The organism is Pasteurella canis (assembly GCF_020810675.1).
GTDB classification, from domain to species: domain Bacteria; phylum Pseudomonadota; class Gammaproteobacteria; order Enterobacterales; family Pasteurellaceae; genus Pasteurella; species Pasteurella canis.
This window is the reverse complement of the sequence record NZ_CP085871.1, coordinates 911,779-924,652: the sequence shown is the minus strand read 5'-3', so window position 1 is coordinate 924,652 and position 12,874 is coordinate 911,779. Positions and strand designations below refer to the sequence as shown.

General features: G+C 35.1%; 12 protein-coding genes and 5 tRNA genes. 15 read left to right on the top strand and 2 right to left on the bottom strand.

What is annotated here, in order from left to right:
* Positions 1-59: 59 nt before the first annotated feature.
* The 5 genes from K7G93_RS04385 (at position 60) to K7G93_RS04365 (ending at position 2,027) form a co-directional block, all read left to right on the top strand.
* A tRNA-Met gene (locus K7G93_RS04385) sits at positions 60-136 on the top strand.
* Positions 137-141: 5 nt separating this feature from the next.
* Positions 142-226 (top strand) — tRNA-Leu (locus tag K7G93_RS04380).
* A gap of 31 nt (positions 227-257) precedes the next feature.
* Positions 258-332 (top strand) — tRNA-Gln (locus tag K7G93_RS04375).
* Positions 333-380: 48 nt separating this feature from the next.
* Positions 381-455, top strand: a tRNA-Gln gene (locus tag K7G93_RS04370).
* Between the two features lie 300 nt (positions 456-755).
* Positions 756-2,027 carry an NRAMP family divalent metal transporter gene (locus K7G93_RS04365; RefSeq protein WP_049214557.1) on the top strand — a complete coding sequence of 424 codons (1,272 nt, stop codon included), beginning with the start codon at positions 756-758 and terminating at the stop codon, positions 2,025-2,027.
* A gap of 78 nt (positions 2,028-2,105) precedes the next feature.
* On the opposite strand, the gene prlC is transcribed toward K7G93_RS04365, so the two are convergent.
* Complete coding sequence (gene prlC / locus K7G93_RS04360; RefSeq protein WP_224046304.1) at positions 2,106-4,145, bottom strand: oligopeptidase A; 2,040 nt, start codon at positions 4,143-4,145, stop codon at positions 2,106-2,108.
* A gap of 119 nt (positions 4,146-4,264) precedes the next feature.
* Here prlC and K7G93_RS04355 point away from each other — a divergent pair, with 119 nt between their 5' ends.
* On the top strand, positions 4,265-4,627 hold the full coding sequence (locus K7G93_RS04355; protein ID WP_049214559.1) for a YbaN family protein: 363 nt from the start codon (positions 4,265-4,267) through the stop codon (positions 4,625-4,627).
* Between the two features lie 57 nt (positions 4,628-4,684).
* Complete coding sequence (locus K7G93_RS04350; protein ID WP_226690529.1) at positions 4,685-6,268, top strand: peptide ABC transporter substrate-binding protein; 1,584 nt, start codon at positions 4,685-4,687, stop codon at positions 6,266-6,268.
* A gap of 60 nt (positions 6,269-6,328) precedes the next feature.
* Here the strand turns inward: K7G93_RS04350 and ribA are convergent, their stop codons facing one another.
* On the bottom strand, positions 6,329-6,988 hold the full coding sequence (gene ribA, locus K7G93_RS04345; RefSeq protein WP_049214561.1) for a GTP cyclohydrolase II: 660 nt from the start codon (positions 6,986-6,988) through the stop codon (positions 6,329-6,331).
* Positions 6,989-7,051: 63 nt separating this feature from the next.
* Here ribA and K7G93_RS04340 point away from each other — a divergent pair, with 63 nt between their 5' ends.
* The 8 genes from K7G93_RS04340 (at position 7,052) to nusA (ending at position 12,864) form a co-directional block, all read left to right on the top strand.
* A complete protein-coding gene (locus tag K7G93_RS04340) occupies positions 7,052-7,789 on the top strand; it encodes a phosphatase PAP2 family protein (protein ID WP_049214562.1) in 738 nt (245 codons plus the stop codon).
* Positions 7,790-7,839: 50 nt separating this feature from the next.
* Complete coding sequence (gene nagK / locus K7G93_RS04335; protein WP_049214563.1) at positions 7,840-8,754, top strand: N-acetylglucosamine kinase; 915 nt, start codon at positions 7,840-7,842, stop codon at positions 8,752-8,754.
* A 138-nt stretch (positions 8,755-8,892) separates the two neighbouring features.
* Positions 8,893-9,588 carry a hypothetical protein gene (locus K7G93_RS04330; protein ID WP_160530949.1) on the top strand — a complete coding sequence of 232 codons (696 nt, stop codon included), beginning with the start codon at positions 8,893-8,895 and terminating at the stop codon, positions 9,586-9,588.
* 68 nt (positions 9,589-9,656) lie between these two features.
* Positions 9,657-10,400 (top strand): BUD32 family EKC/KEOPS complex subunit, encoded by a 744-nt coding sequence (locus K7G93_RS04325; protein ID WP_160530947.1) that lies wholly within the window; start codon positions 9,657-9,659, stop codon positions 10,398-10,400.
* Between the two features lies 1 nt (position 10,401).
* Positions 10,402-10,536, top strand: coding sequence for a hypothetical protein (locus tag K7G93_RS10460; RefSeq protein WP_258691311.1), 135 nt, complete (start codon positions 10,402-10,404; stop codon positions 10,534-10,536).
* 105 nt (positions 10,537-10,641) lie between these two features.
* A tRNA-Met gene (locus tag K7G93_RS04320) sits at positions 10,642-10,718 on the top strand.
* A gap of 187 nt (positions 10,719-10,905) precedes the next feature.
* Complete coding sequence (gene rimP / locus K7G93_RS04315) at positions 10,906-11,361, top strand: ribosome maturation factor RimP (protein WP_160530945.1); 456 nt, start codon at positions 10,906-10,908, stop codon at positions 11,359-11,361.
* An 18-nt stretch (positions 11,362-11,379) separates the two neighbouring features.
* On the top strand, positions 11,380-12,864 hold the full coding sequence (gene nusA, locus K7G93_RS04310) for a transcription termination factor NusA (protein WP_226690530.1): 1,485 nt from the start codon (positions 11,380-11,382) through the stop codon (positions 12,862-12,864).
* Positions 12,865-12,874: the final 10 nt, after the last annotated feature.

Here is a 12,874-nt window from a genome sequence, read left to right as displayed (position 1 = left end):
GGGCGATATCAGCATAATTAGCCCCGCAAAGCCGATGAGGTGAATGCAAATAGGAAAATGGCTATGTAGCTCAGTTGGTTAGAGCACAACACTCATAATGTTGGGGTCACAGGTTCGAATCCCGTCATAGCCACCATATTTGCGGGACTGGCGAAATTGGTAGACGCACCAGATTTAGGTTCTGGCGCCGCGAGGTGTGTGGGTTCAAGTCCCTCGTCCCGCACCATTCATTAGCTTTTAATTCAAAATGTAGTCGTTGGGGTATCGCCAAGCGGTAAGGCACCGGGTTTTGATCTCGGCATTCCTAGGTTCGAATCCTAGTACCCCAGCCATACTATCAAAACAATCTTCTATAATTTTCAAATCTAAGATATTTTAATTGGGGTATCGCCAAGCGGTAAGGCACCGGGTTTTGATCTCGGCATTCCTAGGTTCGAATCCTAGTACCCCAGCCACCATTATTTAATATTCTCTTTATTGCACAGTCATTTCTATTTAATTTTTAAATTATTTTATTATTTTTTTAAATTTATTTTATATTAGATTGTATTTTATACAATAATATGATTTTGTTTTACTTCATTTAAAGTTGGTTTTTTATTCTTATAGATTGATATTTATTAGCATTAAATACTAACTTTGTTTTATTTTTGTTCTGTTGACTCTTTGTTATAAATATAAGATATTGTTAAAACATTGTTATAAACAATGTTTATCCTTATATCAATAATAAAAATTATTTTTTGGAACGCATTATGACAGAAACAACTCAAGAATTAGAAAAATCAACTTGGAATTCTAAATTATCTGCTTTAGGTCCAGGTATTTTAATGGCTTCGGCTGCTGTAGGTGGCTCTCATCTGATTGCCTCAACTCAATCTGGTGCCATTTATGGTTGGCAACTTGCAATTATCATTATTCTAGCCAATCTTTTTAAATATCCGTTTTTCCGTTTTGGTGTGCAATACACCTTAGATACTGGCGAGACACTATTACAAGGTTATTTGAAAAAAGGAAAAATCTATTTGTGGGTTTTCTTTTTAATGAATGTGTTTGCTACCGTCATTAATACTGCTGCAGTAGGTCTTTTATGTGCGGCTATTTTAACCTTTGTCTTACCTGCTGGAATGATAGCGCTTCCAAAGTTAAGCTTAATTGTTATCGGTGTGAGTACGTTAATTTTATTATTAGGCAAATATCGTTTATTAGACGGGTTGTCTAAATTAATTATGATTGCATTAACTATTACAACAATAATAGCAGTTATTATTGCATTGAGCCGTAATGGTATTCAAGGGGTTGCACCTGTAGATTATGTTAGTGCAAGTCCATGGAATTTAGCTGCATTAGGTTTTATTGTTGCCTTAATGGGATGGATGCCTGCTCCGATTGAAATTTCGGCAATTAACTCAATGTGGGTGATTGCGAAACGTCGTGTATCTAAAGTATCTTATCAAGATGGAATTTGGGATTTTAATGTCGGTTATATTGGTACAGCACTTTTAGCATTAGTATTTTTAGCTTTAGGTGCATTAGTACAGCATGGCTCAAGTGAGGCAGTACAAATGGTGGGTGGAAAATATATTGCTCAATTAATTAATATGTATGCCTCGACGATTGGTGAATGGGCGAGAGGATTAATCGCATTTATTGCTTTTATGTGTATGTTTGGCACAACAATTACTGTCATTGATGGTTATTCGCGTACAAATGTTGAAAGTCTACGTTTAATTTTAGGCAAGCGAGAAAGTCGCCCTAGTTTCTTAAATATTGCAATTACATTGGCGGCAATTTCAGGTTTAGCAATTATTTTCTATTTTAATAACGCGGTTGGACCGATGTTAAAATTTGCAATGATTGCATCTTTTGTTTCAACTCCTGTATTTGCTTATTTAAATTTATCTCTTGTATTAAAAGGTGAGCATAAGGTAAAAGGTGGGTTATTCTGGTTATCTTTAATTGGATTAATGTATCTTAGCTCATTTACATTACTCTTTATTGCTCAGCAAGCAGGTTGGTTAAATTAGTTGATATAATATTTGATAAGTTTAACCGCACTTTGATAATACAAAGTGCGGTTACTTTTTTCTATTTTTTCAACATAGTTAGTTAGCAATCCCTTTATGTCTTAATAACGCATCTAATTGTGGTTCACGACCACGGAAGCGTTTGAATAAAGTCATTGGTTCTTCTGAGCCGCCACGACTAAGAATTTCGTTTAAGAAGGATTGACCTGTTTCTGCATTAAAAATACCTTCTTCTTCAAAACGAGAAAACGCATCTGCTGAAAGAACCTCAGCCCACAAATAGCTATAGTAGCCAGCAGCATAACCACCTGCAAAAATATGACTAAAACTATGTGGTGTTCTCGCCCAATCTACTCCTTTAATTACTGCAACTTTTTCCTTCACAGCTTTTAATGTTTCCAATATTTGACCTTGTTTGTTTGGTTCAAAATGATGATGTAAGTAAAAATCAAATAAACCAAATTCTAATTGGCGAAGTACAAACATTGCAGCTTGAAAATTTTTTGCTTTTAATAACTGAGCTAGTTTTTCTTTTGGTAAAGGCTCTCCAGTTTCATAATGACCAGAAATGAAATCAAGTGCTTCGGGCTCCCAGCACCAATTTTCTAAGAATTGACTTGGTAACTCTACAGCATCCCAAGGTACGCCATTAATACCAGCAACATCGGCAACATCAATTTGTGTAAGCATATGGTGAATACCGTGACCAAACTCATGGAATAAAGTAGTGACTTCATCATGAGTAAATAAAGCAGGTTTGTTTCCAACAGGTGCATTGAAGTTACAGGTTAAATAAGCGACAGGTGTTTGAATTGAACCATCCGATTTTTTACGGCGACCAATACAATCGTCCATCCATGCACCGCCGCGTTTGTGTTCGCGGGCATAAAGATCTAAGTAGAAACTACCTCTCACTTGATCTTTTTCATCAATTAAATCGAAAAAACGGACATCTTTATGCCAAGTATCGATATCAAAACGTTCAACTGCACGAATATTAAAAATACGTTTTATTAGCTCAAATAATCCACTAATGACACGATTTTCTGGAAAATAAGGACGTAGCTCCTCATCATTGATTGAATATAAATACTGTTTTTGTTTTTCGCTGTAAAAAGCGATATCCCAGACTTCAAGTGTTTTAATATTAAATTCTGTACGACAAAATACTTCTAATTCTTCTAACTCCTTTTTCCCCTGTTCTTTAGAGCGAATTGCCAAACTGTCTAGAAAATCGAGAACTTGTTGTGGATTTTCGGCCATTTTGGTTGCAAGAGAAAGTTCTGTGTAAGTATTGAAATCTAAGAGCTTCGCCAATTCAACACGTAGATTTAATATTTCCTCCATAATAGGACTATTATCCCATTTTCCTGCATTAGGACCTTGTTCCGAAGCACGCGTAACAAATGCGCGGTACATTTCTTCACGTAATTCGCGATTTTCACAGTAAGTCATAACAGGTAAATAACTTGGGATTTCTAAAGTGAAGCGATATCCCATTAGCCCTTTGCTTTCTGCGGATTGCTGAGCGGCTTGTAATGCTGATTCAGGTAAACCTTGTAATTGTTTAACATCTTCAATGATTTTATCCCAGCCCATTGTAGCATCAAGGACATTATTACTAAATTGTGAAGTTAATTCAGATAAGCGAGCAGAAATTTCACCATAACGCTTTTGTTTTTCTGCTGGTAAAGAAATCCCTGAAAGCTTGAAGTCGCGTAATGCATTATCAATTGCTTTTTTCTGAGCAAGTGTATACTTTTCAAATTCAGGACTATTTTTTAATTGTTGATAGGCATTATATAGACCTTTATGTTGTCCAACCCAAGTACTATATTCAGATAATAATGGTAAGCATGCTTGATAAGCCTCACGTAATTCAGGACTATTTTTTACTGAATTAAGGTGAGAAATAGGAGACCAAGTTTTGCTAAAACGATCGCTCATTTCGGTTAATGGTAAAATGAAATTATCCCAACTAATATGTTCTTGCTGAACGAGTTGTTCGATGCTTGTACGGCAGTCTTGGATAAGTTTTTCTACTGCAGGTTGAATATGTTCTGGTTTAATTTGCGAAAATGGCGGTAAACCGTCAAAAGTAAGTAATGGATTTGTCATGATATTCCTTTTAAATAAAAGTGATTTTTATTATATGGGGCAAAATTTTATAATATCCAGCTTGAAAAAGCGAAAAAATTGTAGATAATTGAGAATCGTTTTTATTCAAAGGGATCGTTATGAAGGCAGTTTATATTTTATTAGGCTTTATTTTTCTCGGTTTAGGTATATTAGGCATTATTTTACCATTACTACCAGCAACGCCATTTTTATTATTGACATTATTCTTTTTTGCAAAGGGGTCAGATCGTTTACATGATTGGTTCTTGCAAACTAAACTTTATAATAAACATCTTAAATCTTTTAAAGAAGATCGTTCTCTAAGTCAAAAATCGAAATTTTGGATTTTACTATTTGCTACCGCGATGTTGTCGATCGGTTTTTATTTTACACCAAGTATGATTGGAAGAACGATTATTATATTAGTTTTATTGACTAAGTATTGGTTCTTTTTCTTTTGGATTAAAACCGCTAAGCAATAATTGGTATTCGCTAAACATTGTTTGTATAATGTACATTATTTCATTGGAATTTATTTAATGTTTAGCCACTCTAGCTTGTTTTTTCTTTTAAAAATAAACCGCATTTTATGTGTTAAAAGTGCGGTCTTATTTTTTATAGTTTCCTGTTTATCTGCTTGTGATCCTAAACCAATCCAATCTAAATCAGATGCTCAAATAACGACCTCTACTCTATCTATCGATAGAACACCGACAAGAGAGTTATTAACTCGCGGCGTATATCATGATTTATTACTTAACCCTCATTCGATCACGAATACTGAACAAAATGTATTTTTGCGAGATTTATTAGAAGGATTGACTGCTTATGATGCAATGGGAAATATCATCCCTGCGGTTGCACAAAGTTGGCAAACAGAAGATTATAAAACATGGATTTTTCTATTACGCGATGGTATTCGTTGGTCAAATGGTGATCTTTTAAGTGCACAAGATTTTGTAGCAAGTTGGCAAGCATTAGCACGCTCTAATAGTCAATTAAAATCCTATTTACGCTTTTTAAATTTAGCAAATAGCCAAGCTGTCATTGAGGGGAATATGGCTGTAGATCAGCTTGGTGTTGAGGCTGTTGCCGAAAATATCTTACGCATTCAGCTTGATAAGCCTACACCTCATCTTCCAGCTATGTTAGCTCATGTAGTACTTTTACCAAATTATCAAAAACAAACAAGCGAATTTATTGGTAATGGTGCTTATCGTTTAGTAAATCAGCAGGGTAATTTAATTCATTTAGAAAAAAATTATAACTATTGGGCGAGTGAGAAAGTATCGTTTAAATTTGTTGATTATCAAAAATTAAACAATACTGAATCGGTATCTGACTTAGATATTGTCTTTGAACCTAAAAATTTACCTATAGAAATACAATATTTTCCTCAGCTTTGTACTTATTATTACGAATTCAACTTAGCCGATCCACTTTTAAAACGCCATTCAGTACGTAAAGCACTAACCTCAATGATTTCTAGTAGGCGTATTGTGCAAGATGTAGCGCCTCAAATGCAGACAACTACACATTTTTTACCACATTCCATGCGAATGGAGTCCGATTTAGCTTGGCAGCCTGTTGTCATGGAGCAATTACTTGAGCAAAATGGAATCACTGAAAAATCGCCATTACAATTAAAATTAACTTATGATCAAGATAATTTGCACAATAATATTGCACAACGTTTAGTTCGAATGTGGTCTCAGTCAGATATGATTCGAATAAGCGCAGAACCTGTGTCTAGGCAACAGCTTTTAGAAAAGCGAGAAAAAGGTGATTTTCAACTCATTCGCTCAGGATGGTGTGCTGACTATAATGAACCTTCAGCTTTCTTACATTCATTCTATTCTTATTCTCCTGATAATAAGATCTCTTATCGTAATGCAGATATTGATAAGTTATTAGAAACAACACTTCGGCCTCAACCAGAAGCAGAAAGACAAGCATTGTATGATCAGATTGCGGAACAACTACAGCAAGAGAATGTTGTATTACCCATTTTCCAATATACAAAACCAATATTTATTCATTCAACAATAGTTGGTTATCATACTAATAATCCGACAGGTATCATTTATAGTAAGGATTTATATCGTAAGGTGAATAGCAAGTGAGTTAAAACGTGGTCGTTTAGTTAATGTTTCGCCTACGCTGAGTGAGTAGGCGAAAGTGTTTTAGTCTTCTTTAGTGGGAATTTCTTCTGAACAATATGGACATTCAAGTAAATGTTTTTGTTGATTGTGAACAATAAAATGCCCCATTTTTTTTGCTTTAGTATCAAGATATTCAGTATTGTAGCGATTTTCTCCTACATTTAATGCGACCCGTTCAGTAATATTGATTCCTGCTTTTTTCATTGTTTCAATTTTATTAGGGTTGTTAGTGAGTAAACGTACTTTTTTGATCCCAAGCAAATCAAACATATCCGCACAAACTTCAAAATTCCGTTCATCCGCAGCAAAGCCAAGAGCAAGGTTTGCTTCAATTGTATCCATTCCTTTGTCTTGTAATGCATAAGCACGGATTTTATTGATTAATCCAATACCGCGCCCTTCTTCGCGATGATAGATTAGAACACCTTTCCCTTCTTGGCTAATCTGGCGTAATGCGGCCGCTAATTGAAAACCGCAATCACATTTTAAGCTATGTAATGCATCACCTGTTAAACATTCTGAATGAATACGTGCAAGAACAGGTTCATTGCTGTTTTCTACATCGCCTAGTACAAGGGCAACATGCTCTTTTTTCGTGTCTGGAAATTCAAAACCGACGATTTTAAATATGCCAAATTCTGTTGGCAAATTGGCTTCGGTAACTCGTTGAATTTTTGCCATAATCAATCCTTATTCTTTTACACTTTATCTGATAGAATGTCGCTCTTTCAGATTATCAATCTTATGGTCGTCAATATGTTAAAAAGATTGTCATTATATACCTTATTGCTTTGTATTGTCCCTTTTTTTGCTTGGATTTTTACATGGCAATGGGATAACAAAGATTTAATGACTGATTATGATTATCCGCTTTATGTTTTGACAGAAACAGGTAGTGTGCCTTACGCAGTCATTACTTGTGGCGTCTTTACATTACTGTTTTTTCCTTTATTTCATAATAAAAAGCAATGGATACTTGGTGTTGTTGTAATGGCATTTTCAGTCATTTTGACACAGGGAATTAAAAGTGGTTTGAAAACAATTTTTTCAGAGCCTCGTCCTTATGTCGTTTATATTGCGGAAGAAGCTGGCATTACAGTTGAGCATTTTTATGCACAAGACCGTAAAATCCGTTCTCAATTTGTTGATCAATTTTATCAAGCGAGATCAGATATTCCTACTTGGTTAAAAGGACATTATGAAAAGGAAGTCGGCTATGCTTTTCCTTCAGGGCATACGATTTTTGCTGCAACTTGGTTAATGCTCGCCGTTGGATTTGTCCATTTGTTAGGAGTTCGCTCTTTAGGTGCAAAGTTACTAGTAGTTACAACTGCAATTTGGGCGGTCTTTATGTTATTTAGTCGGTTACGTTTTGGTATGCATTATCCAATAGACTTATTCGTTAGTACACTAATTGCTTTTCTGGTCCATTGGGCTATTTTTGCGTTTTTGTATAAAAAAGCGATTTTTATCAATAAATAAAAATAAAAGAATCGTTAAAATCAAGATTATTTTTTGTGAGTGAGGTGAAAATGTTATACGGGTTTGATATTGGTGGTACAAAAATAGAGCTTGCTGTATTTAATGAAAAATTGGAAAAACTTTATAGTGAACGAGTAGAAACACCAAAAGAAAGCTATGAAGAGTGGTTAAGTACAATTGTTTCTTTAGTACAAAAAGCAGATGAAATGTTTAATTGTAAAGGATCAGTAGGATTAGGTATACCTGGCTTTGTTAATCCAACGACGGGTATCGCTGAAATTGTTAATATTCGTGCAGCAGATCATAAACCTATTTTACAAGATCTTTCAGCTCGTCTTAGTCGTGAAGTACGTGCTGAAAATGATGCTAACTGTTTTGCACTTTCTGAAGCATGGGATGAGGATAATGCTCAATACTCTAGTGTATTAGGTCTTATTCTTGGTACTGGTTTTGGCGGTGGTTTGATTTTTAATGGTAAGATTCACTCGGGACAAACAGGGATGGCTGGCGAATTAGGTCATATCCAATTAAATTATCATGCATTACAGTTATTAGGCTGGGATAATGCACCTATCTATGATTGTGGGTGTGGTAATCGTGCTTGTTTAGATACTTATTTATCTGGTCGCGGTTTTGAGATGCTTTACCGTGATTTACAAGGAGAAGCATTAAGTGCAAAAGAAATTATTCAGCGTTTTTATGCTAATGATGAGAGTGCGGTCAAGTTTGTGACACTTTTTATTGAGCTTTGTGCTGTTTCTATTGCGAATATTATTACGATTTTAGATCCAGATGTGATCGTACTGGGTGGTGGACTTTCTAATTTTGATCATCTTTATGAAGCATTACCAAAAGCGTTACCACCTCATTTATTACGTAGTGCTAAAATTCCATTGATTAAAAAAGCCAAATATGGTGATTCTGGTGGAGTACGAGGTGCTGCTGCCTTATTTTTAACTAAATAATATGAGAGAAATAACGAAGTAAAATACTTCGTTATTTTTGCTCAAGCTGACTTATTTTGATAAAAGTGGAAATTTTATTCAAAAATTGATTAAAGTTCGTTAAAATGAAAAGCTATTTTATTCTTTTAAGGAAACTTTATGCGCCAATATTGTACTAGAGCTGTTTTATTTTCTTCTGTATTAGCTTTATTCGCTTGTAGTCATTTACCCGAAACAAGTACACGTGATGTGAGTGTCGTTTCTGCACAAGCAGCAACACAAGCATTAGGTATCGATTTAGCCAGTTTAGAGCAAAAAGCAACAACATTACGGACATTTGAGTATATATACAATAATGAACGCTATCTCGCTTATTTAAGTACACATCCAGAATTTATTCGTGTTCAAAAAGATAGTAATGTGAGTAAGTTTTTCTATCAAACAGGTAAATTAGCTGTTGTACAAGATGCAACAGGTATTTATCAATTTGATCATGTGGGTAAATTGACTAAGGCTGTGAATATAAAAGGTCAAAAAATTGATGTTAGCTCAGAAAAACAAAGTGAGTTATTGACGCAAGGTAAGAAATTACTCAAAATTCTGGGAAATAATAAAGCTGATGCTAGTGCTAGTCGTATTAATACAGGAAGTGACGCAAAAGTAAACTATTTATGTATTGCTAAAATTCAGCAAGTCGCACAAACTAATCGTGTTTTCCGTAGTCCAGAAAATGCGGTTGTCACGGCGAATAATATTAAAGCAACAGTACGTTTAAATGGCACACAATACTACACAATGGAGTGTCAGCTAGCTAATGATAAAGTCAGTAAATTGAGCTTAATAAAAAATAAATGATGGATTATAAAGTAAAGTGCGGTTGATTATCACCGCACTTTCTTGTTTAAGAAAAGGAAAATAGAGAAATGGAATCGATAGACATAACTTTTGAAGCGTATGTTAAACATTTATTTGCAAATCATAAAGGAACAAGAATTTATCGATTTGAATATTTTGGTCAACATTTCTGGTTAAAGCAACCAGAACAGCTTAAAGGAATTTGGAAATTATTAAAACCTAATCCGAAAACGTCTTTTCAGCAAGAAATTAAAACACTACGTTATTTTGAATCCGTTGGTGCACCAGTGCCCATGCTGCACTTATATAATGAAGATTTTTTCGTATTAGAAGATGTTGGAAGAACTGCTATTGATTGGCAAGAAGATCCTACTGTATCTACAGAATTAAAGCAGACAATCTTATCTGATTGCATAAAAGCACTCATTGAATTGCATGAAAAAGATTTAATTCATGGGCGACCCGTGTTAAGAGATATGACATGGCAAGATAGAAAAGTGAACTTTTTGGATTTCGAGGCTCATATATATCATAAAGAAAAAATTATATGGGATAAAGCGCGTGATGTAATCATTTTTTTACATGGGTTGTGTCGTTCAAAAGTAATTTCAGATCAAGAAGTGAAACGCTTAATTCAAGTTTATATTGAATTAGGTAATGCTGAGGTATGGCAATTAGTATGCGATACACTGCGCAAGTATCGCTTTATTTATTATCTTTTGTTACCATTTAAATCAATTGCAAAAACAGATTTAAGCGCCGTTTATCGTTTATTTGAAAATGTGTCTGCTCAATTTGAATGGGAGAAGTAATATGAAAAAAAACATTATGATGATTATAATGAGTCTTATTATTTCAGGTTGCGCTATTGGCGGTAGCGTGAATGCTGATGGAGGAAGTAGCGGTGTAGGGGTTGGTATCGGTATTGGTACGGGTGTTCGCTTTTAACGAAAAGAGCGGTTAATTTTGTGTGATTTTTTGAAAAAATACAAAAAATATGAATTAAAACTTGCTATTTTAACTAAATTATCTATAATGCTGACATATTTCGGACGCGGGGTGGAGCAGCTTGGTAGCTCGTCGGGCTCATAACCCGAAGGCCGTCGGTTCAAATCCGGCCCCCGCAACCACTTTACAGACAGTTCAGTAAAGAAGCCCCTAAATGATGGGGTTTTTTCGTATCTGAATGGAGATTTTTTGATGTAAGGACTGGACAAACGAGTCCTTTTTTTACGTCTAAAATTTGAGGTTAACAGTATAAAAAAAGATACTAGTGTTAGTGTGTTAGCTTCATAATGAATTTAAGAGGATTTTCTTTTGGCAAGTTTAGAACAAAAGTTACAAGAATTATTACAAGAATCTGTTGAAGATTTAGGCTGTGAATTTTGGGGAATAGAATGCCAACGTTCAGGTAAATATTTAACAGTTCGTTTATATATTGATAAAGAAGGTGGTGTAACTGTGGAAGATTGTGCAGATGTAAGCCGCCAAGTGAGTGCACTTCTTGATGTCGAAGACCCAATTAGTGATAAATATAATTTAGAGGTTTCTTCACCAGGGTTAGATAGAGCATTGTTTACTCTAGAACAATATCAACGCTATATCGGTGAAGATATTGCAGTACATCTGCGTATTCCCGTGTTAGAACGTCGTAAATGGCAGGGTAAATTAGAGAAAATTGAGAACGATATGCTGACGATAATTGTAGATGGTCAGGAGCAAGTTTTAGTGTTTGGCAATATTCAAAAAGCCAATATTATTCCTAAATTCTAAAAAGGAGCGAACAGAGCAATGAGTAAAGAACTTTTATTGGCTGCTGAAGCCGTGTCAAATGAAAAATTATTACCACGTGAGAAGATTTTTGAGGCATTGGAAAGTGCGTTAGCACTTTCAACAAAGAAGAAATATGAACAAGAAATTGATGTTCGTGTGGTGATCAATCCTAAGACTGGCGAGTTTGATACTTTCCGTCGTTGGTTAGTCGTAGAAGAAGTGACTAATCCAACGAAAGAAATTACTTTAGAAGCTGCTCAATTCGAAGATCCAGAAATTCAATTAGGTGAATATATTGAAGATCAAATTGAATCTGTCGCATTCGATCGTATTACAATGCAGACTGCTCGCCAAGTAATCAGTACTAAGATTCGTGAGGCGGAACGTAATAAAATTGTTGAACAATTCCGTTCTCAAGAAGGTGAAATTGTGACAGGCACAGTCAAGAAAGTAAATCGCGATAATATTATTTTAGATTTAGGTCAACAAGCAGAAGCGGTGATTTTGCGTGAAGATATGTTACCACGCGAAAATTTCCGCCCTGGTGATCGAGTACGCGGTGTGTTATATAAAGTGAGTCCAGAAAATAAAGGTGCACAATTATTTGTTACTCGTGCAAAACCTGAAATGTTAATTGAATTATTCCGTATTGAAGTACCAGAAATTGGTGAGGAATTAATTGAAATTAAAAATGCAGCACGGGATCCAGGTTCACGCGCAAAAATTGCAGTAAAAAGTAATGATAAACGTATTGATCCAGTTGGTGCTTGTGTAGGTATGCGTGGTGCACGTGTTCAAGCTATTACAAATGAGTTAGGTGGTGAGCGTGTCGATATCGTGCTCTGGGATGATAATCCAGCTCAATTTGTTATTAATGCGATGGCCCCAGCGGATGTGAGTTCTATTGTTGTTGATGAGGATTCACATTCTATGGATATTGCTGTTGAATCAGCAAATCTTGCACAAGCAATTGGTCGTAATGGTCAAAATGTACGTTTAGCAACACAATTAACAGGTTGGACGCTAAACGTGATGACAACAGATGAATTAGATCAAAAACATCAGGCAGAAGACAATAAAGTATTAAAACTATTTATGAATGCTTTAGAAATTGATGAAGAATTTGCTCATCTTTTAATTGAAGAAGGCTTTTCGACTTTAGAAGAATTAGCTTATGTTTCAGTCAGTGAATTAACTGCGATTGATGGTTTAGAAGATGAAGATCTAGTCGAAGAGTTACAAGCACGTGCGAAAGATGCGATTACGGCTACAGCATTAGCGGAAGAAGAAGCGCTAAAACAAGCACATATTGAAGATCGCCTACTTAATTTAGAAGGAATGAATCGACATATCGCATTAAAATTAGCAGAGAAAAAGATTACTACTCTAGAAGAACTTGCAGAACAAGGTGTTGATGATTTAGCTGATATTGAAGATTTAACAGCGGAACAAGCAGCAGACTTCATTATGGCTGCACGTAATATCTGTTGGTTCAGTGAGTAATGGTAGGAGT

Excerpts from the sequence above, each read along its gene's own strand:
- K7G93_RS04365 (WP_049214557.1), top strand. The coding sequence starts at position 756 with ATGACAGAAACAACTCAAGAATTAGAAAAATCAACTTGGAATTCTAAA.
- prlC (WP_224046304.1), bottom strand. The coding sequence starts at position 4,145 with ATGACAAATCCATTACTTACTTTTGACGGTTTACCGCCATTTTCGCAA.
- K7G93_RS04355 (WP_049214559.1), top strand. The coding sequence starts at position 4,265 with ATGAAGGCAGTTTATATTTTATTAGGCTTTATTTTTCTCGGTTTAGGT.
- K7G93_RS04350 (WP_226690529.1), top strand. The coding sequence starts at position 4,685 with ATGTTTAGCCACTCTAGCTTGTTTTTTCTTTTAAAAATAAACCGCATT.
- ribA (WP_049214561.1), bottom strand. The coding sequence starts at position 6,988 with ATGGCAAAAATTCAACGAGTTACCGAAGCCAATTTGCCAACAGAATTT.
- K7G93_RS04340 (WP_049214562.1), top strand. The coding sequence starts at position 7,052 with ATGGTCGTCAATATGTTAAAAAGATTGTCATTATATACCTTATTGCTT.
- nagK (WP_049214563.1), top strand. The coding sequence starts at position 7,840 with ATGTTATACGGGTTTGATATTGGTGGTACAAAAATAGAGCTTGCTGTA.
- K7G93_RS04330 (WP_160530949.1), top strand. The coding sequence starts at position 8,893 with ATGCGCCAATATTGTACTAGAGCTGTTTTATTTTCTTCTGTATTAGCT.
- K7G93_RS04325 (WP_160530947.1), top strand. The coding sequence starts at position 9,657 with ATGGAATCGATAGACATAACTTTTGAAGCGTATGTTAAACATTTATTT.
- K7G93_RS10460 (WP_258691311.1), top strand. The coding sequence starts at position 10,402 with ATGAAAAAAAACATTATGATGATTATAATGAGTCTTATTATTTCAGGT.
- nusA (WP_226690530.1), top strand. The coding sequence starts at position 11,380 with ATGAGTAAAGAACTTTTATTGGCTGCTGAAGCCGTGTCAAATGAAAAA.